The following is a 19,555-nucleotide window of genomic DNA, read 5'->3' as shown; positions in this document are numbered from 1 at the left end:
TGCGTTGCGTAAATTTGCGAACAACGCTGAAATTATTGCTGCTGAGTTATGACATCGCCCAGCTTAATTTTGGCTTCTTTGCGCAGATTGCTCATCAGCGCTTCGAAAGTGATCTGGGCATTGTTCTGGGTGATCCCCTGAACCATCGCCTTTTTCTGCGCTTCCGGCAGGGTGCCAGACTTCACTTCATCCAGAGCCAGAATAACCACGTTGCCCTGCATATCGCTTGCAATACCAAAGCTCGGTTTATCTTTCGCCGGCTGGCTCAGCGCAAAGGCTGCCTGGCTAACAGGATCCTGACCGGTACGGCTCAGGGTTTTGGCTTCACCGAAGCTCAGACCAGCCGCCTTCAGCGCCTCGTCGCCTTTCCCTGCTTTCAGCTCAACCAGCAGTTTCTCAGCATCCAGTTTGGCCTGCTGCTCTGCTTTGTTGTGCTGAACTATTGCCGTGATCTGATCTTTCACTTCCGCCAGCGGTTTAATCGCCTCTGGTTTATGCTCAGCCACGCGTAAAACGAAGGCACGATCGCCGTCAACGGTGATGATGTCGGAGTTGCTGCCCGGCGTGCCGTTCTCACCCACCAGGCCACCGTTGAAGATAGCGTCTGATACAGGTTTGAAGTTCAGCTCTTCTGGCAGATTGTTACGACCAAACCAGCCCGTGGTCACCGCTTTGGCACCGGCAGCCTGCTCCGCGCCCGCCAGCGACTCGTTATCGTTGCTTGCGGCATCGCTCACTTTCTGCTGCAGCGCGTAGAAGGCATCCAGCGCTTTTTCTTGCTTCACTTTGGCGGCGATATCATCACGCACTTCGGTCAGCGGTTTCGTTTTAGCAGGCTCAACGTCGTCCAGGCGGGCAACCAGAAAGCCTACAGAAGATTTGATCACCCCTGAAAGTTGGCCTTTCTCTTTCAGACCGGCGTTTTTCAGCTCTTCTGGGGTGGTAGCCTCTTCCAGCCAGCCCATATCGCCGCCGTTTTTCGCAGAGATGATATCGGTAGATTTTTCTTTGGCAATGGTGGCAAAGTTTGCGCCTTTGTTCAGTTCGTCCAGCACGGCTTTCGCATCTGCTTCCGTTTTAGTCTGGATTACGCTGTAACGGTTACGCTGAGGCTGAGTGAACTGATCCTGATGCTGATCGTAGTAAGACTGAATATCGGCATCCGACGCATTTTCCTGCATCGCCGCGGCGTCCAGCTTAATGTAGCTGATGCGGAACTGCTCAGGTGCGGTGAAGTTATTTTTGTTCTGCTCGTAGTAAGCGTTAACTTCCTGCTCGCTCACCTTTTGCTTCGCGGCCAGAGCGTTAACGTCGAAAGTGGCTTCGCGAACAATTCGCTGTTGTGCAACAAGTGCCGCCAGCTCGTCGGTTTCGCCCTTCAGCATGAAATCGCTACCCACGATGGCGTTGATCAGCTGCTGCGTCGTCAGCTGATTGCGCAGCGCTTGTGCGTATTGGTCGGCTGACATGCCCATCTGGCCAATAATGGCGTTGTAGCGGGTGTTATCAAATTTGCCGTCGGTCTGGAAAGCAGGGGTTGTGAAAATGACTTTTTTCACTTGATCATCGCTGATACCCAGGCCGAGATTGTGGGCGTACTGGTCAAGCAACGCTTCGTCGATAAGACGGTTCAGCGTCTGCTCACGCAGCGTTTTCATATAACCTTCGTTTGCTGCCAGTTCAGAGAACTGATCGCCCAGTTGCTGCTGCATACGGTTACGTTCATTGGCAAAAGCGTTCTCAAACTGCCCACGGCTAATTTCCTGGTCATTCACTTTTGCGGCATAGTTTGCGCTACCGCCAATCAGATATCCGCTTACGCCGGTCAAAATGAACGACAAAATAATGATACCGAAAATAATCTTGAGCACGAGACTGTTAGCAGCCGTGCGTAAGTTGTCCATCATGGTGTGACCACACTCCGCTGTAGGTGACTGGTGACCTGACGCTGGCGGAAATCCTGACCGCAGCGCGTAAAAATGTATTGTGACAAGAAAACAGGGCGATTGTCAGCCCACAACTCGCAGAAACTCGCAGAAAACAGTCCTGGACAAACAAAAAAGGCACATCAAATGATGCGCCCTTGGAGATGTCGACTTCCCTGAAGCAAAAAAGCAATCAGTTTACTGCGTCTTTCAGCGCTTTACCTGCACGGAAACCTGGAACTTTAGCGGCAGCGATGGTGATTTCTTTGCCGGTCTGAGGGTTGCGGCCAGTACGGGCAGCACGCTCTTTAACAGCAAAAGTACCAAAGCCTACCAGCGCTACGTCGTCTCCGGCCTGCAGAGATTCGGTAACAGAAGCAATCAGAGCATCTAACGCACGTCCAGCCGCAGCTTTAGAGATATCGGCACCCGCAGCAATTTTGTCAATCAGTTGAGATTTATTCACTCTTCTCTTCCTCTCTTTATAATTTATATCGCGCCTGAATCCTTCACAACGCGACCGCGCAGCAGTTATATCAGGCCTGCCATAACCTTACAACACCCGTTGTTGATGGCTGACCTAATCAGCAATCTAAATTAGCTATACAAAAAAAGGCTGGCAAGCCCGAAATGGCTCACCAGCCTTGTTTTTATTGACGCTCTTTGCGCGAGGTCACTATTTTGCCGTTACAACCTGCATTCCGGAGGGCTCATTCTGCAGTGCTAATGTCAGAACCTCTTCAATGCGTTTCACCGGATGGATATCCAGATCGGCAATAACGTTATCTGGAATTTCTTCCAGATCGCGCTTGTTCTCGTAAGGAATAAGCACAGTTTTAATACCACCGCGGTGGGCTGCCAGCAGTTTTTCTTTCAAACCACCAATCGGCAGAACCTGGCCACGCAAAGTGATCTCACCGGTCATGGCCACATCAGCACGTACCGGGTTACCGGTCAGGCAGGAGACCAGAGCGGTACACATCGCGATACCGGCGCTTGGACCGTCTTTCGGCGTTGCCCCTTCCGGTACGTGAACGTGGATATCGCGTTTTTCGTAGAAGTCCGGATTAATACCCAGTTTTTCCGCGCGCGCGCGCACCACGGTCAGCGCAGCCTGGATGGATTCCTGCATCACTTCACCCAGAGAACCGGTATAAGTGAGCTTACCTTTGCCAGGCACGCAGGCGGTTTCGATGGTCAGCAGATCGCCGCCCACTTCCGTCCACGCCAGACCGGTGACCTGGCCCACGCGGTTTTCGCTATCCGCGCGACCGTAGTCGTAGCGCTGAACGCCGAGAAACTCATGCAGGTTTTCACCGTTAATCTCAATCTGCTTCGCGGTTTTATCCAGCAGCAGTTGTTTAACCGCTTTACGGCACAGTTTTGAGATTTCACGCTCCAGGCTACGGACACCCGCTTCACGGGTATAGTAACGAATGATGCCAATAATGGCGCTATCGTCGACCGTCAGTTCGCCTTTTTTCAGGGCGTTGCGCTCAATCTGCTTCGGCAGCAGGTGGCGTTTGGCAATGTTCAGCTTCTCATCTTCGGTATAACCAGAGAGACGGATCACTTCCATACGATCCAGCAGCGGTGCCGGGATGTTCATGGAGTTGGAGGTCGCCACGAACATCACATCGCTCAGGTCGTAGTCCACTTCCAGGTAGTGATCGCTGAAGGCCACGTTCTGTTCTGGATCAAGCACTTCCAGCAGAGCAGACGCCGGATCGCCACGCATGTCCGAAGACATTTTGTCGATCTCATCAAGCAGGAACAGTGGGTTTTTCACCCCCACTTTTGCCATCTTCTGAATCAGTTTGCCTGGCATGGAGCCGATATAGGTACGACGGTGACCGCGGATTTCCGCTTCATCACGTACCCCACCCAGCGCCATTCGCACATACTTGCGCCCGGTTGCCTGGGCGATGGACTGGCCCAGAGAGGTTTTACCCACCCCCGGCGGCCCTACCAGACAGAGAATTGGCCCTTTGATTTTATTCACACGGCTCTGGACCGCGAGATATTCAAGGATGCGATCTTTGACACGTTCGAGGCCATAGTGGTCGGTATCAAGGATTTCTTGCGCCTGGCGCAGATCTTTCTTGACCTTGCTACGGGTATTCCATGGCACCTGAACCATCCACTCAATGTAGCCGCGCACCACAGTGGCCTCGGCGGACATTGGAGACATCATTTTCAGCTTCTGCAGCTCGGCTTCCGCTTTCTCTTTTGCCTCTTTCGGCATTTTCGCGGCGTCGATTTTACGCTTCAGGGCTTCGTTTTCGTCCGGCGCGTCGTCCATCTCGCCAAGCTCTTTCTGAATAGCCTTCATCTGCTCATTCAGGTAGTACTCACGCTGAGATTTCTCCATCTGCTTTTTCACGCGGTTGCGAATACGCTTTTCCACCTGCAGCAGATCGATCTCGGACTCCATCATCGCCATCAGATATTCCAGACGTTCATTAACGTCGGACATCTCCAGCACGGACTGTTTGTCAGCCAGCTTCAGCGGCATGTGCGCAGCGATGGTATCCGCCAGACGCGCAGGATCGTCGATGCTGTTCAGCGACGTCAGCACTTCTGGTGGGATTTTTTTGTTCAGCTTGATATAGCCTTCGAACTGGCTAATGGCGGTGCGTACCAGCACCTCCTGCTCACGCTCGTCAAGCTGCGGTGAGTCAAGATACTCTGCCTTAGCAGAGAAGTGTTCGCCATCATCAGACAAAGTGGTAATACGCGCACGCTGCAGGCCTTCGACCAGCACCTTGACGGTGCCGTCAGGCAGCTTCAGCATCTGCAAAATAGAGGCCACGGTCCCGACGGTGAAAAGATCATTTACACCCGGCTCATCCGTTGATGCTTCTTTCTGCGCAACCAGCATGATTTTTTTATCATGATCCATGGCGGCTTCAAGGCAACGGATAGATTTTTCCCGCCCTACAAATAAGGGTATGACCATGTGCGGATAAACCACCACATCGCGCAGCGGCAATACGGGGATTTCAATGCGTTCAGAACGCTCAGGATTCATAGAGCTCTCTCTTAGTTTAGTGTCCGCCAGGTAATCAGGCTGCGTGACTGTGCTTCACCCAACCATTAACATGTAAACCAGTATATGGGGATGTTTCCCACACATTCAACGTCATGAATACGGAAAAATAAAAGGGGGGATAAAATCCCCCCTTTTTGATTAACTGATTGTATGAGTTGGTGAATTATTCGCCAGAAGCCTGCTGCGCTTCTGGTTTGCCATAAATCAGCAGCGGCTTAGTTTGGCCTGCAATCACGGACTCATCGATAACCACTTTCTCGACCTCTTCCATAGAAGGAAGGTCGTACATGGTATCGAGCAGCGCGGCTTCAACGATTGAACGCAGACCACGGGCACCGGTTTTACGGGCCATGGCTTTCTTGGCAATCGCATCCAGCGCTTCGTCACGGAACTCCAGGTCAACACCTTCAAGGTTGAACAACGCCTGATACTGTTTCGTCAGGGCGTTTTTCGGCTCTTTCAGGATCTGAATCAGAGCGTCTTCGCTCAGCTCGCTCAGTGTCGCCACAACCGGCAGACGACCAATGAACTCAGGGATCAGACCAAATTTGATCAGATCTTCTGGCTCAACCTGCGCTAACAGCTCACCTTCGTTCGCTTTTTCAGATTTTCCTTTCACCGTGGCGCCAAAACCAATACCCGAGCCAGTTTCTACACGGTGGGAGATCACTTTGTCCAGACCGGCAAACGCACCACCACAGATGAACAGGATCTTGGAGGTATCAACCTGCAGGAACTCCTGCTGCGGATGTTTACGGCCACCCTGCGGCGGAACCGCAGCCACGGTACCTTCAATCAGTTTCAACAGAGCCTGCTGAACCCCTTCACCGGACACATCGCGGGTGATGGACGGGTTATCGGATTTACGCGAGATTTTGTCGATCTCATCGATATAAACGATACCGCGCTGGGCTTTCTGCACGTCGTAATCGCACTTCTGCAGCAGTTTCTGAATGATATTTTCAACGTCTTCACCCACGTAACCGGCTTCGGTCAGCGTGGTGGCGTCCGCCATGGTGAACGGAACATCCAGCAGGCGCGCCAGCGTCTCTGCCAGCAACGTTTTACCGGAACCCGTTGGTCCAATCAGCAGAATGTTACTTTTACCAAGCTCAACACCATTGCTGGTGTCGCCATTACGGAGACGTTTGTAGTGGTTATACACCGCCACAGCCAGGACTTTCTTGGCCTGTTCCTGACCGATGACATAGTCATCAAGGTGATGACGGATCTCATGCGGTGTCGGCAACGCGCTGCGTTCACGATGCGGAGCAACTTCTTTAATCTCTTCGCGAATGATGTCGTTACATAAATCGACACATTCATCGCAGATATACACGGACGGCCCGGCAATCAGTTTGCGCACTTCATGCTGGCTTTTGCCGCAAAAAGAGCAGTACAGCAGTTTGCCCGAACCATCTTTGCGTTTATCTGTCATGAGTCAAAACCTCTTTTTAAGTTCTTTGTGCCGCACATGACGACGCAAATGCCATTCTGAGACGCATGCTTCTAATGAAGCAAAATGCCGCCCTACCTTAGTATAGCGGCACACGCGCGCCGTGGGCATCAATTACGATGGGTCAAAATGGAGTCGACTAAGCCGTACTCAACTGCCTCTGATGCGGAGAGGAAGCGATCGCGCTCGGTGTCACGCTCGATCTGCTCTAAAGATTGACCCGTGTGGTGCGCCATAAGTTCATTCATGCGCCCTTTTACTTTCAGGATTTCACGGGCGTGGATTTCAATATCCGTCGCCTGACCCTGGTAGCCGCCCAGCGGCTGATGAATCATCACGCGGGAGTTCGGCAGGCAGAAGCGCTTGCCTTTAGCGCCAGCCGTCAGCAGGAAAGCACCCATTGATGCCGCCTGGCCCATACAGATGGTGCTAACGTCCGGTTTGATGAACTGCATGGTGTCATAGATGGACATGCCAGCAGTAATGACACCGCCTGGAGAATTAATATACAGGTAAATGTCTTTTTCCGGGTTTTCCGCTTCCAGAAACAGCATCTGCGCTACGATCAGGTTAGCCATATGGTCTTCCACCTGGCCGGTCAAGAAGATAACGCGTTCTTTCAGCAGACGGGAATAGATATCAAATGAACGTTCACCGCGCGATGTCTGTTCAATAACCATTGGCACCAACGCCATGTGGGGTGCAAAGTTATCTCGTTCGCCACTGTATGACATGTCCGTCTCCTGGATAAAAAATGAAAATACCTGCTGTACTGATTGTAACCTTGTGGACGGATTATCAGCCAGTCTCTTTAATACTACTTTCCCACAAATGGGGGTGGCATCGCCCTATTTCAAGCATAACAATCTTTTGCTGTTACGCTAACACTGAAAGGGCGTTTTAGCACTCTTCCTGGGCTATTAGTGTGATAAAAAAAACCCGCCGCCGGAAGGCAACGGGTTTTTGTACAAACTTTAAACAAACGCGGCGGAATTACGCCTGCTGGTTCATCAGTTCGTTGAAAGAAGTGGCTTTTTCAGTCACTTTAGCTTTTGCCAGAACGGCTTCTACAGCCTGCTCTTCCAGAGCAACATTGCGCATGTTGTCCATCAGCTCTTTGTTCTTGCCGTAGAACTCAACCACTTCAGCTGGATCTTCGTAAGCGGAAGCCATCTCTTCGATCAGGCCTTTTACGCGCTCTTCGTCAGCTTTCAGTTCGTGGGTACGAATCACTTCGCCCAGCAGCAGGCCAACAACAACGCGACGTTTCGCTTGCTCTTCGAACAGTTCACGTGGCAGTTCCAGCGCTTGTTTCTCGTTACCACCGAAACGCTGAGCAGCCTGGCGACGCAGAACGTCGATTTCGCTGTCGATCAGGGCTGCAGGGATGTCGATTTCGTTCGCTTTAACCAGACCGTCGATTGCCTGAGACTTAACGCGGTTACGCACGGCGCCTTTCAGCTCGCGCTCCATGTTTTTACGCACTTCAGCACGCAGACCCGCTACGGAACCATCTTCAACGCCGAAACGTTTGATGAACTCTTCAGTCAGCTCTGGCAGTTCACGCTCTTCCACTTTCTTCAGGTTGATCGCGAATTTCGCTGCTTTACCTTTCAGGTTTTCAGCGTGGTACTCTTCCGGGAAGGTCACGTCGATGGTGAACTCTTCACCAGCTTTGTGGCCTTTGATACCGTCTTCAAAGCCTGGGATCATACGACCCTGGCCCATAGCCAGTACGAAGTCAGACGCTTTACCGCCTTCGAACTCTTCGCCGTCGACAGAACCGCTGAAGTCTACGGTGACGCGGTCTTCTGCATCAGCAGCGCCGTCTTTGTCTTTCCAGGTTGCCTGCTGCTTACGCAGGGTGTCCAGCATGCCGTCAACGTCGGTATCGGTCACTTCAACAACCGGTTTTTCAACTTCGATGGATTCCAGACCTTTCAGCTCAACTTCCGGGTAAACTTCGAACTCTACAGAGTAGGTGAAGTCTTCGCCCAGTTTGTATTCGCCCGGAACATAGTTCGGTGCGCCAGCTGGATTGATTTTTTCTTTGATGATGGCGTCGATAAAGTTACGGCTCATCAGCTCGCCCAGCACGTCCTGACGTACAGAAGCGCCATAACGCTGAGCAACAACATTCATTGGGACTTTGCCCTTACGGAAGCCGTCAATACGGACTTTTTTCGCGACGTTGACCAGCTCGCTCTTAACAGCGTTTTCGATGCTGTCAGCAGCGATAGTAATCGTTACACGGCGGCCAAGGCCTTGAGTGGTTTCAACTGAAACTTGCATCTTGTTACCTCAAAAAAATCACAGTGCTCGGTCAACTCTGAATCTGTCAGTTTGCCGGGATGCTCTCTTAGTGCAGATTCACATTCCCTGTCGCCAGAATCATCCCGAAGACATACATTAAGACGCGGCATTATAGCGGCATCACTTAGGTGAGTCGAGAACGGTTGCCGCATGTTGCTGCGGCTTTTTTCACAATTTCTGGCTATTTTTCGCCTAAAAATCGCGTCACCGGTTCAAAACCCGGACAAAACAAAACGGCCCGCAGGCCGTTTTGACGTAATCTTTATGCAACATACTGGAAAAGCTCCCGCTGTTGCAAACGGGATTTACTACGCGATAGTCCCGGCTCCACGGCACGGTGGCGACGCGAAGATGGTATCCTGCAAGCCCTTCCACTCCTTAATAGTGTAAGTGTGCAGCGCCAGCGCATGTACGGTAGATGAAAGCTCCTCCGCCAACGTGCCGTAGATCATACGATGGCGATTAAGGAACCGCTCACCGGCAAAACGATCGCTCACCAGCACCACTTTGAAATGGCTTTCGGAGCCTGCCGGTACGTTATGACGATAGCTCTCGTCGACGACTTCGAGGAACACGGGTTCGAACGCTGCCCTTAATTTATCTTCGATCTGTTCACGTATCATCATGAAATTACTCCTCCGACAACGCTGAGATGTCACCCATCCCTTTAAATGTTAGCCGCTTTTACCGCTTGCATAACAAGAAGACAACAAAAATTTAGCTTTCGTCTGATTTTCTCATTCAAAGGGATGAAGTCCTATAAGAGACTCATGCGTTTTGCCCCAGGGGCATAAGGAATTGTGTTCAGGTGGTCAGATTTCAGTCAAGACGATGAATTTACATGCGTTGACCACTTCCCCTCGCCGTTGGCGATGTTATGATGGCGGCAATTTTTGTCTATTTATGCTTACGATCCGTAGAGACCCCGAACATGTTAAAAAAACTCCTTTTCCCGCTTGTTGCACTTTTCATGCTGGCTGGCTGCGCCACACCGCCAACCACCATTGACGTTTCGCCAAAAATTTCCCTGCCGCAGCAGGATCCAAGCCTGATGGGCGTGACCGTAAGCATCAATGGTGCTGACCAGCGCCGCGACCAGGCTCTGGCGAAAGTGACCCGCGATAACCAGCTGATTACCCTGACCGCATCCCGCGACCTGCGCTTCTTGCTGCAGGAAGTGCTTGAGAAGCAAATGACCTCCCGCGGCTACATGATTGGCCCAAGCGGTGCGGTTGATCTGCAGATTATCGTCAACAATCTGTATGCCGATGTCTCTCAGGGCAACGTACGCTACAACATCTCCACCAAAGCAGATATCGCCATCATCGCAACCGCGAAGAACGGCAATAAGATGAACAAAAACTACCGTGCAAGCTATTCCGTTGAAGGCGCCTTCCAGGCCACCAACAAGAATATTGCCAATGCGGTTAACAGCGTGCTGACTGATACCATCGCCGATATGGCGCAGGACACCAGCATTCATGAATTCATCAAACAGAACGCGCGTTAATTCTGTTCACTGACCCGGCACTTCGCCGGGTCAGTTCTCATTGCATACATGTCCAGCCAATACTTACGCATTTTCCAGCAACCTAAATCAGCGATTTTGCTGATCCTCGGCTTCGCCTCCGGTTTGCCCCTCGCTTTGACCTCCGGCACCCTGCAAGCCTGGATGACGGTTGAGAACATCGATCTTAAGACCATCGGCTTCTTCTCTCTGGTCGGCCAGGCTTACGTCTTTAAATTCCTCTGGTCGCCGGTGATGGACCGCTACACGCCGCCGTTGCTCGGCCGTCGCCGGGGCTGGCTGTTGATAACGCAGGCGCTGCTCTTACTGGCCATCGCCGGGATGGGTTTCCTTGAACCCTCTTCACAGCTACGCTGGATGGCGGCGCTGGCGGTGGTCATCGCCTTCTGCTCGGCGTCGCAAGATATTGTCTTTGATGCCTGGAAAACCGACGTGCTGCCTGCAGAAGAGCGCGGGGCAGGCGCGGCGATCAGCGTTCTGGGCTATCGGCTGGGAATGTTGGTATCTGGCGGACTGGCGCTCTGGCTGGCTGACCGTTATCTCGGCTGGCACGGTATGTATTGGCTTATGGCCGCGTTAATCATCCCTTGCATGATCGCCACCCTACTCGCGCCCGAACCAGACGATATTATTCCGGTGCCGCGCACGCTCGAGCAGGCCGTGGCCGAGCCGCTACGTGACTTCTTTGCCCGTAATAACGCCTGGCTGATCCTGCTGTTGATTGTGCTCTACAAACTGGGCGATGCGTTTGCCATGAGCCTCACCACCACCTTTCTTATTCGTGGCGTCGGATTTGATGCCGGCGAAGTGGGCGTGGTGAATAAAACCCTGGGGCTGATCGCCACGATTGTGGGTGCGCTGTACGGCGGAGTTTTGATGCAGCGTTTAACGCTATTCCGTGCACTGCTGATCTTTGGCATTCTGCAGGGCATCTCCAACGCGGGTTACTGGTTACTGTCAGTGACCGATAAGCAGATGATGAGCATGGCAGCCGCGGTCTTCTTTGAAAATCTGTGCGGGGGTATGGGCACAGCTGCCTTTGTGGCCCTGCTGATGACGCTGTGCAACAAATCCTTTTCAGCCACCCAGTTTGCGCTGCTCTCTGCCCTTTCGGCGGTTGGCCGGGTGTACGTCGGCCCGCTGGCAGGCTGGTTCGTTGAAGCGCACGGCTGGCCTCAGTTCTATCTGTTCTCGGTTATCGCCGCCGTTCCCGGGTTGATCCTTTTACTAATTTGCCGCCGCTCACTGGAATATACCCAGCAAACGGAGCAATTCATGCCGAGAAGTGACTTCCCTTCCGCGTACCGTTTTGCTCTGCGCATGCTGATGGCCGGCTGTGCGTTACTCGGCGTCTGGCTGCTGGTGTTGATCGTCAATGCACTCACCGCGCTCGCCTTGCCGATGGCCGATCTTCTGCTCGACGTAGGTGCCCTACTGGCGGTGACGGGTATCCTTATCGGTGCGGTGCTGGATTACCTGGCGCTGCGCAGACATCAGATGGCCTAATCCAGAAGAAAAGGTTATTTGCCGTTGTAATAACAGTGTGAAATTATAACGGCAAATAACCCTGGTGAATGAAAAAATATATTTGTTGTTTCGTGCGCAATAGAAATTTGGAAATTACTGGAAGCGATAATAAACTCTATTTCCCATTAAACGATTCAGCTGATGAAAGTTTAATTTATCGTTTTTTAAATGTCCTTTTATTGATAATTATTTGTTAATTATTTGTGTATTTTTTGCAATGGTTATACCAATTCCCCGCCTGACACCGGTTTCAGAAACTGTTTCGTTATAACGCCCATAACACGCGACTTTTGTCTTAAAATTAGACACGTTTTGCAACACATGTGACATGTGCGGCAGAACCCGGTAACACCTTCCTGACACAGGGCTAATGATGTTTACAGTAATGTAACCTTCCCGTAAAATGCCCCCACACTTTAAACGCCACCAGGTCCCCGTGGAATTGAGGTCGTTAAATGACACTTAGGAAATACAATAAAGGTTTGGGATGGTTGTCGTTAATTGCAGGCACTGTTTTACTCAGTGGCTGTGATTCTGCACTTCTAGACCCCAAAGGACAGATTGGACTGGAACAACGTTCCCTGATTCTGACGGCTTTCGGCCTGATGATGATCGTCGTTATTCCTGCCATTTTGATGGCAGTTGGTTTCGCCTGGAAGTACCGTGCGAGCAATAAAGATGCGAAGTATAGCCCTAACTGGTCACACTCCAACAAAGTTGAAGCTGTGGTCTGGACGGTTCCTATCCTGATCATCCTGTTCCTCGCTGTGCTGACATGGAAAACCACTCACGCACTCGAGCCAAGCAAACCGCTGGTTCACGATGAGAAACCTATTACCATTGAAGTGGTCTCCATGGACTGGAAATGGTTCTTCATCTACCCGGAACAGGGCATTGCTACCGTGAATGAAATCGCCTTCCCGGCGAACACTCCGGTGGAATTCAAAGTGACCTCGAACTCCGTGATGAACTCCTTCTTTATTCCGCGTCTGGGTAGCCAGATTTACGCGATGGCCGGTATGCAGACTAACCTGCATCTGATCGCGAATGAAGCAGGCACCTACGATGGTATCTCCGCCAGCTACAGTGGCCCAGGCTTCTCTGGTATGAAGTTCAAAGCCATTGCCACTCCTGACCGCGCCGCCTTCGACCAGTGGGTTGAAAAAGCGAAGCAGTCTACGAACACCATGTCTGACATGGCGGCATTCGAAAAAGTGGCAACACCTAGCGAATATAACAAGGTGGAGTACTTCTCTGACGTGAAACCGAATTTGTTCAAAGATGTGATTGGCAAATTTATGGATCATGGCAAGAGCATGGACGTGACCCAGCCTGAAGGTGAGCATAGCTCGCACGAAGGGATGGAAGGCATGGACATGAGCCACGCGGAAACCGCTCACTAAGGGGCCGAGGAAGAAAATGTTCGGAAAATTGACACTGGATGCAGTGCCGTACCATGAACCCATTATCATGGTTACGATTGCTGCAATTATCATTGGTGGTGCGGCTTTAGTTGGCCTGATCACTTACTTCGGTAAGTGGAGCTACCTGTGGAATGAGTGGCTGACTTCGGTTGACCACAAAAAACTCGGTATCATGTACTGCATCGTCGGTATCGTCATGTTAATTCGTGGCTTTGCGGATGCGATCATGATGCGTAGCCAGCAGGCGCTTGCCTCGGCCGGTGAAGCTGGCTTCCTGCCACCGCACCACTACGATCAGATCTTTACCGCTCACGGCGTTATCATGATCTTCTTCGTGGCGATGCCGCTGGTAATCGGTCTGATGAACGTTGTAGTACCGCTGCAAATCGGTGCGCGCGACGTTGCTTACCCGTTCCTGAACAACCTGAGCTTCTGGTTCACCGTTGTTGGCGTAATCCTGGTAAACCTGTCACTGGGTGTGGGCGAATTCGCGCAGACCGGCTGGCTGGCCTACCCGCCGCTTTCGGGAATTGAGTACAGTCCTGGTGTCGGTGTTGATTACTGGATTTGGGCGCTTCAGCTCTCCGGTGTCGGTACGACCCTGACCGGTATTAACTTCTTTGTGACGATTATCAAGATGCGTGCCCCTGGCATGACCATGTTCAAGATGCCGGTATTTACCTGGGCATCTCTGTGCGCCAACATCCTGATTATTGCCTCCTTCCCAATTCTGACTGTCACCGTCGCGCTGCTGACCCTGGATCGTTATCTGGGCACCCATTTCTTCACGAACGATATGGGTGGCAACATGATGATGTACATCAACCTGATTTGGGCCTGGGGTCACCCGGAAGTGTACATCCTGGTTCTGCCAGTGTTCGGTGTCTTCTCCGAAATCGCAGCAACCTTCTCGCGTAAACGCCTGTTTGGTTACACCTCGCTGGTGTGGGCAACCGTGTGTATTACCGTTCTGTCGTTCATCGTTTGGCTGCACCACTTCTTCACCATGGGTGCGGGCGCGAACGTAAACGCCTTCTTCGGTATTACCACAATGATTATCGCCATCCCGACCGGGGTGAAGATCTTCAACTGGCTGTTCACCATGTACCAGGGCCGTATCCAGTTCCACTCAGCGATGCTGTGGACTATCGGCTTCATCGTGACCTTCTCCGTTGGTGGGATGACCGGCGTACTGCTGGCGGTACCGGGTGCAGACTTCGTACTGCACAACAGTCTGTTCCTGATTGCCCACTTCCATAACGTTATCATCGGCGGTGTGGTCTTCGGTTGCTTCGCAGGTGTGACTTACTGGTGGCCAAAAGCGTTCGGTTTCACCCTGAACGAAAAATGGGGTAAACGCGCCTTCTGGTTCTGGATCATCGGCTTCTTCGTTGCATTTATGCCGCTGTACGTGCTGGGCTTCATGGGTATGACCCGTCGTCTTAGCCAGCAGATTGATCCACAGTTCCACCCAATGCTGATGATTGCAGCAGGCGGTGCGGTACTGATTGCCTGTGGTATTGCTTCTCAGCTGATTCAGTTCTACGTCTCTATTCGCGACCGCGACCAGAACCGTGACCTGACCGGTGACCCATGGGGTGGCCGTACGCTGGAGTGGGCAACCTCTTCTCCACCTCCGTTCTATAACTTCGCCATTGTGCCGCAGATTCATGAGCGCGACGCATTCTGGGAAATGAAAGAAAAAGGTGAAGCGTACAAGCAACCAGCACATTACGAAGAGATCCACATGCCGAAAAACAGCGGTGCGGGCATTGTGATTGCCGCCTTCGCTACGGTATTTGGTTTCGCAATGATCTGGCACATCTGGTGGCTGGCGATTGTTGGCTTTGCTGGCATCGTAATTAGCTGGATTGTGAAGAGCTTTGACGAGGACGTGGACTACTACGTACCAGTCCGTGAAGTTGAAAAACTGGAAAACCAGCATTTCGACGAGATTGCTAAAGCGGGGCTGAAAAATGGCAACTGATACTCTGGCGCACTCAACTGCCCATGCGCATGAACACGCGCACCACGATACAGGACCGATGAAAGTTTTCGGTTTCTGGATCTACCTGATGAGCGACTGCATTCTGTTCTGCTGTCTGTTCGCAACCTATGCCGTTCTGGTGAACGGCACAGCGGGCGGCCCGACCGGTAAGGACATCTTTGAACTGCCGTTCGTTCTGGTTGAAACCGCACTGCTGCTGTTCAGCTCCATCACCTACGGCATGGCCGCTATTGCCATGTATAAAAACAACAAGAGCCAGGTTGTCTCCTGGCTGGCGTTGACCTGGTTGTTTGGTGCGGGCTTCATCGGGATGGAAATCTATGAATTCCATCACCTGATTGCTGAAGGTTTCGGCCCGGATCGTAGTGGCTTCCTGTCCGCGTTCTTCGCGCTGGTGGGTACCCACGGTCTGCACGTAACCTCAGGCCTGATCTGGATGGCGGTACTGATGTTCCAGGTATCCCGTCGTGGCCTGACGAGCACCAACCGCACCCGTATTATGTGCCTGAGCCTGTTCTGGCACTTCCTGGATGTGGTTTGGATCTGTGTGTTCTCTGTTGTGTATCTGATGGGGGCGATGTAATGAGTCATTCTAACGATCATGGCGCTTCCCATGGCAGCGTAAAAACCTATATGACAGGTTTCATCCTGTCGATCATCCTGACGGTTATCCCCTTCTGGATGGTGATGAGCGGTTCTGCTTCTAAGCCGGTTATTCTGGGCGCAATCCTGGTGACCGCGGTGATTCAGATTCTGGTGCATCTGGTTTGCTTCCTGCACATGAACACCAAGTCTGATGAAGGCTGGAACATGACGGCCTTCGTCTTTACTGTGATTATCATCGCAATCCTGGTAGTCGGCTCCATCTGGATCATGTGGAACCTCAACTACAACATGATGGTTCACTAAGAGCGGCGAGTATGTTTAAGCAATACCTGCAAGTTACGAAACCAGGCATCATCTTTGGCAACCTGATCTCCGTGATCGGAGGGTTCCTGCTGGCCTCTAAGGGCAGCATTGATTACACCCTCTTTATCAATACGCTGGTTGGGGTGTCGCTGGTGGTTGCGTCCGGTTGTGTATTTAATAACTACATCGACATGGATATCGACAGGAAGATGGAAAGGACTAAGAACCGGGTGCTGGTAAAAGGCCTGATGTCCCCTTCCGTCTCGCTGGTGTACGCCACCTTGCTGGGTATTGCTGGCTTTATGCTGCTGTGGTTCGGTGCTAATCCTCTGGCCTGCTGGCTGGGGGTGATGGGTTTCGTGGTTTATGTAGGCATCTACAGCCTGTATATGAAACGTCACTCCGTTTACGGTACGCTGATTGGTTCACTCTCCGGCGCTGCGCCGCCGGTGATTGGCTACTGCGCGGTCACTAACGAGTTCGACAGCGGTGCGCTCATCCTGCTGGCTATCTTTAGCCTGTGGCAGATGCCGCACTCCTATGCCATTGCGATTTTCCGCTTTAAGGATTATCAGGCTGCGAACATCCCGGTTCTGCCGGTCGTGAAAGGCATTTCGGTCGCCAAGAACCACATCACGCTTTATATCATTGCCTTCGCTATCGCGACGCTGATGCTCTCTTTGGGCGGTTACGCTGGATATAAATACCTGGTTGTCGCTGCCGCCGTGAGCGTTTGGTGGCTGGGCATGGCACTGCGCGGTTATAAAGTGGAAGATGATAAGGTCTGGGCGCGTAAGCTGTTCGGCTTCTCTATCATTGCTATTACCGCATTGAGCGTGATGATGTCCGTCGATTTTATGGTACCGGATTCACACAGCCTGCTCACTTACGTCTGGTAAGTTCAGGATGCTGTTAAAAAAGCCTCGGGCCTGCGCCCGGGGCTTTTTTTTGCGTAAGGTTCTGAGAAGGATGTCACGGTCATATGCCAGGCTAAGAGTATGCAAGGTGACCCCTGTATATTTACTAATTCTTAGTTTTGAAGACGCTATAGCTTAACGCTATCGACAGTGTTAGCCTCCCGAAATGGATACATAACTGATGTATTCAGGATTATTTATTAAGGGAATAAACATGAAAGAATTATCTATAATTGAAATGGAATATGTCTCAGGGGGCTTCGACCTCTTTGGCGCCGTCACCGGGTTTTCCAGCTTTGTCTTTAATTCAGGCATCGGTTTTGCCTCGTTTGTCTGGACGTCTGGTACTGCATTTACGCATTTTGTCGCCGATAGCGCACTGGAGTTCGGTAAGTATGTGATTGGCCAGTCCAGCTGGACATCTGTCGTTTCGACTGGCTCGAGTAACTGGAATAACTTTACCAGTACCGCTGGAGACAGTTGGTCTAACTTCGTCAGCAATGCCGGAAATGACTGGAATAAATTTATCGATGCCGCCTCTGCCTGACGCAGAGTGAGATTTCTGGCAGGTAAAATTGCCTGCCAGAAAAAACTAGCGGTTTTATTCACTCTACGCTCTGAACTGACGCATCATAAGTGAAACCTAAGATGTTATCTTAGCCAGACTACTCTGGCGTTGCTGGCAAGCCCGGCATCATAACCTGCACCTACGAGACGCCGGGGAATGTAGCATACTGCCCTCTCACCTGTTATCTAAGCAGCGTTTTATATCACTACATGACCGCCGTGAATAAGAGCGGCCATGCAATACTAACACGTTGATAATCAAGTTCCGGGGCTATAGCTGGTAACTTAAATTCATATTAACGGTATATTTATCCACATCCAGGTTCTTAGGATAAAGGAATGGGCTGGTCATTGAGAAATCATATTGAAGAGATTTGATATCCCCCTTGATACCGACAACGCCCCCCATCATTTTTTTACCTCCAGCGTCCTGCGTTGAGTCGCTACTGACGATCTGTCCATAATCCGTGCCTATATACGCAACGCTATCTTTAAAGCCCGTAAACATATTCAGCGTGTTCTGTAACCAGAAGCCTCTGTTACCATCAATTCCGCCACTGTTCTCAAAACCGCGTACGCTCCAGCGATCGCCGATAGTAAGTCTATCCTGCAAGGTCAGGTTATCAGGTGAGTACTGTCCACCCACATTGAGCTCGTAATACGCGGCCACAGGTAAGAAAGTCATTGATTTAACGTAGCTGGCGTTGAAATTCACCATCTGACTACGGGAACTGACGTCACCATAGCGCATATCGGGGGTTTTATCTCCTCCCAACCAGGGGACGAATCGCTGCCATGTTAATGTGGTATCCAGGGTTGCACCGGTGAAGTTTTGCTTATAGTTCACCCCTAAACGCAAGTTCGTCATGTTGCGCTTTTGCAGCTCAAGCTCCGTATCTGCCAGCGTATAGTTGTATTTACGCCGTATGATTTCAGCCGTTGCAGCCAGTTTAGAATCTGCATCACGACGTAACATCCGATACCCTTTAAGGTTGAGATATTCAGTCTTGCCTATATAGTCGAAAACGTAGCCTGCCAAACCAATGCCTTGACGAGATTTACTGGTACTATAATAGGCACTAAGCTCGGTGTAACCCACAGGGAAGCTATAGTAAGTGCTGAGGTTTTTATATCCCCCAGTCTGGCTACTTGTCCCAGCCAAATAAAAGAGATCACTTATTCTGGCTATATTATACAAATAGCCCGTCATCCCCAGAAGCTGTCGACCTGTGCTTTCATCGCCAAAATTGCTATAAGACGTTCGAATATTCCAGCGTGAACTCCGCTGGGGATCGATAAGAACTTTGCTCATCCCATTTTGGTCACCTGGCAGAATTTGTATTTTAACATCGACGCCAGGTGTGCGTTGTATATTCTCTAAACCTTGCTCAATATCGCGTAGATTGAGCACGTCGCCTTTACCGAAAGGAAGAAGTGACTTAATGACATCATCATTGATAACAATGACCTCTTCAATCAAGCCAGGAATAATTTTTAAAATAAGTTTTTTAGTGGCAAGATCTTGTGAAGGTGTCTCAACGCGCGTTGTAACAAAACCTGCATTGATATAATAATCTTGAACAAGGATAGCCGCTTTCTCGATACCTTTTATACCTAAGCATTTCCCTGCTATTTTTTCTTTAATTTGGTTTAAACCACGCTTCTTAAGAAAATCATTTTCCAGTATCAGCTCATCAATCTGAAAACATTGAGCTTCATACGGAAAATCATTCACTTCGAAAGATTGTTGTGGCGCTTTGGCAAAGACGTCTTTCTTTTCAACCTTATTTTCTTGTTGAACCGCGTTATCCTGACTTTGCTGTTCTTTGACAAGCCGCCCCAACTGCACTTCAGCTACGGATTCAACACTAACCAGAAAAAAAACTACGGCAAGACCAATAAACGAGCGAGTATCCATTCTCATCCTTA

Annotated in this window: 16 protein-coding genes; 8 read left to right on the top strand and 8 right to left on the bottom strand. The window is 51.0% G+C overall.

Translation table 11 applies throughout. The features are described 5' to 3' along the window. Positions 1 to 32 precede the first annotated feature (32 nt). The 7 genes from ppiD to bolA form a co-directional block, all read right to left on the bottom strand. Positions 33 to 1,907 (bottom strand): peptidylprolyl isomerase, encoded by a 1,875-nt coding sequence (ppiD, locus tag B2Q93_RS10130; RefSeq protein ID WP_286932802.1) that lies wholly within the window; start codon positions 1,905 to 1,907, stop codon positions 33 to 35. Positions 1,908 to 2,118: 211 nt separating this feature from the next. Next, positions 2,119 to 2,391 carry a nucleoid-associated protein HU-beta gene (gene hupB / locus B2Q93_RS10125; RefSeq protein WP_002444653.1) on the bottom strand — a complete coding sequence of 91 codons (273 nt, stop codon included), beginning with the start codon at positions 2,389 to 2,391 and terminating at the stop codon, positions 2,119 to 2,121. 210 nt (positions 2,392 to 2,601) lie between these two features. Next, entirely contained in the window at positions 2,602 to 4,956 is a 2,355-nt protein-coding gene (lon, locus tag B2Q93_RS10120) for an endopeptidase La (RefSeq protein WP_046884454.1), read from the bottom strand. A gap of 184 nt (positions 4,957 to 5,140) precedes the next feature. Beyond that, on the bottom strand, positions 5,141 to 6,415 hold the full coding sequence (gene clpX, locus B2Q93_RS10115) for an ATP-dependent protease ATP-binding subunit ClpX (RefSeq protein ID WP_040076904.1): 1,275 nt from the start codon (positions 6,413 to 6,415) through the stop codon (positions 5,141 to 5,143). Between the two features lie 128 nt (positions 6,416 to 6,543). Next, positions 6,544 to 7,167, bottom strand: a complete 624-nt coding sequence (clpP, locus tag B2Q93_RS10110) for an ATP-dependent Clp endopeptidase proteolytic subunit ClpP (protein WP_003021624.1) — start codon at positions 7,165 to 7,167, stop codon at positions 6,544 to 6,546. A 259-nt stretch (positions 7,168 to 7,426) separates the two neighbouring features. Beyond that, complete coding sequence (gene tig / locus B2Q93_RS10105) at positions 7,427 to 8,725, bottom strand: trigger factor (protein ID WP_046884455.1); 1,299 nt, start codon at positions 8,723 to 8,725, stop codon at positions 7,427 to 7,429. Between the two features lie 329 nt (positions 8,726 to 9,054). Next, on the bottom strand, positions 9,055 to 9,372 hold the full coding sequence (gene bolA / locus B2Q93_RS10100; RefSeq protein WP_286932795.1) for a transcriptional regulator BolA: 318 nt from the start codon (positions 9,370 to 9,372) through the stop codon (positions 9,055 to 9,057). 305 nt (positions 9,373 to 9,677) lie between these two features. Here bolA and B2Q93_RS10095 point away from each other — a divergent pair, with 305 nt between their 5' ends. The 8 genes from B2Q93_RS10095 to B2Q93_RS10060 all read left to right on the top strand — a co-directional run bounded on the left by B2Q93_RS10095 (position 9,678) and on the right by B2Q93_RS10060 (position 17,606). Further along, positions 9,678 to 10,256, top strand: coding sequence for a lipoprotein (locus B2Q93_RS10095; protein ID WP_286932793.1), 579 nt, complete (start codon positions 9,678 to 9,680; stop codon positions 10,254 to 10,256). A gap of 48 nt (positions 10,257 to 10,304) precedes the next feature. Further along, a complete protein-coding gene (gene ampG, locus B2Q93_RS10090) occupies positions 10,305 to 11,780 on the top strand; it encodes a muropeptide MFS transporter AmpG (RefSeq protein WP_286932791.1) in 1,476 nt (491 codons plus the stop codon). Between the two features lie 476 nt (positions 11,781 to 12,256). Continuing rightward, entirely contained in the window at positions 12,257 to 13,204 is a 948-nt protein-coding gene (gene cyoA, locus B2Q93_RS10085) for a cytochrome o ubiquinol oxidase subunit II (protein ID WP_040076912.1), read from the top strand. Between the two features lie 16 nt (positions 13,205 to 13,220). Then, positions 13,221 to 15,212 (top strand): cytochrome o ubiquinol oxidase subunit I, encoded by a 1,992-nt coding sequence (cyoB, locus tag B2Q93_RS10080; protein WP_046884457.1) that lies wholly within the window; start codon positions 13,221 to 13,223, stop codon positions 15,210 to 15,212. Beyond that, positions 15,202 to 15,816 (top strand): cytochrome o ubiquinol oxidase subunit III, encoded by a 615-nt coding sequence (locus B2Q93_RS10075; protein WP_040076915.1) that lies wholly within the window; start codon positions 15,202 to 15,204, stop codon positions 15,814 to 15,816. The genes cyoB and B2Q93_RS10075 overlap by 11 nt, the downstream gene beginning before the upstream one ends. Beyond that, on the top strand, positions 15,816 to 16,142 hold the full coding sequence (locus B2Q93_RS10070) for a cytochrome o ubiquinol oxidase subunit IV (RefSeq protein WP_040076916.1): 327 nt from the start codon (positions 15,816 to 15,818) through the stop codon (positions 16,140 to 16,142). Before B2Q93_RS10075 ends, B2Q93_RS10070 begins: the two co-directional genes overlap by 1 nt. 11 nt (positions 16,143 to 16,153) lie before the next feature. Further along, a complete protein-coding gene (gene cyoE / locus B2Q93_RS10065; protein WP_046884458.1) occupies positions 16,154 to 17,041 on the top strand; it encodes a heme o synthase in 888 nt (295 codons plus the stop codon). Between the two features lie 232 nt (positions 17,042 to 17,273). Continuing rightward, positions 17,274 to 17,606 carry a hypothetical protein gene (locus tag B2Q93_RS10060; RefSeq protein ID WP_046884459.1) on the top strand — a complete coding sequence of 111 codons (333 nt, stop codon included), beginning with the start codon at positions 17,274 to 17,276 and terminating at the stop codon, positions 17,604 to 17,606. Positions 17,607 to 17,897: 291 nt separating this feature from the next. Here the strand turns inward: B2Q93_RS10060 and B2Q93_RS10055 are convergent, their stop codons facing one another. After that, positions 17,898 to 19,544: a ShlB/FhaC/HecB family hemolysin secretion/activation protein gene (locus B2Q93_RS10055; protein WP_286932788.1), complete on the bottom strand. Its 1,647-nt coding sequence runs from the start codon at positions 19,542 to 19,544 to the stop codon at positions 17,898 to 17,900. Positions 19,545 to 19,555 lie beyond the last annotated feature (11 nt).

The organism is Leclercia sp. UBA5958 (assembly GCF_002430365.1).
Taxonomy (GTDB): domain Bacteria; phylum Pseudomonadota; class Gammaproteobacteria; order Enterobacterales; family Enterobacteriaceae; genus Enterobacter; species Enterobacter pneumoniae.
Note: the sequence above shows the minus strand (reverse complement) of the source record. Positions and strands in the feature narration are given on the sequence as shown.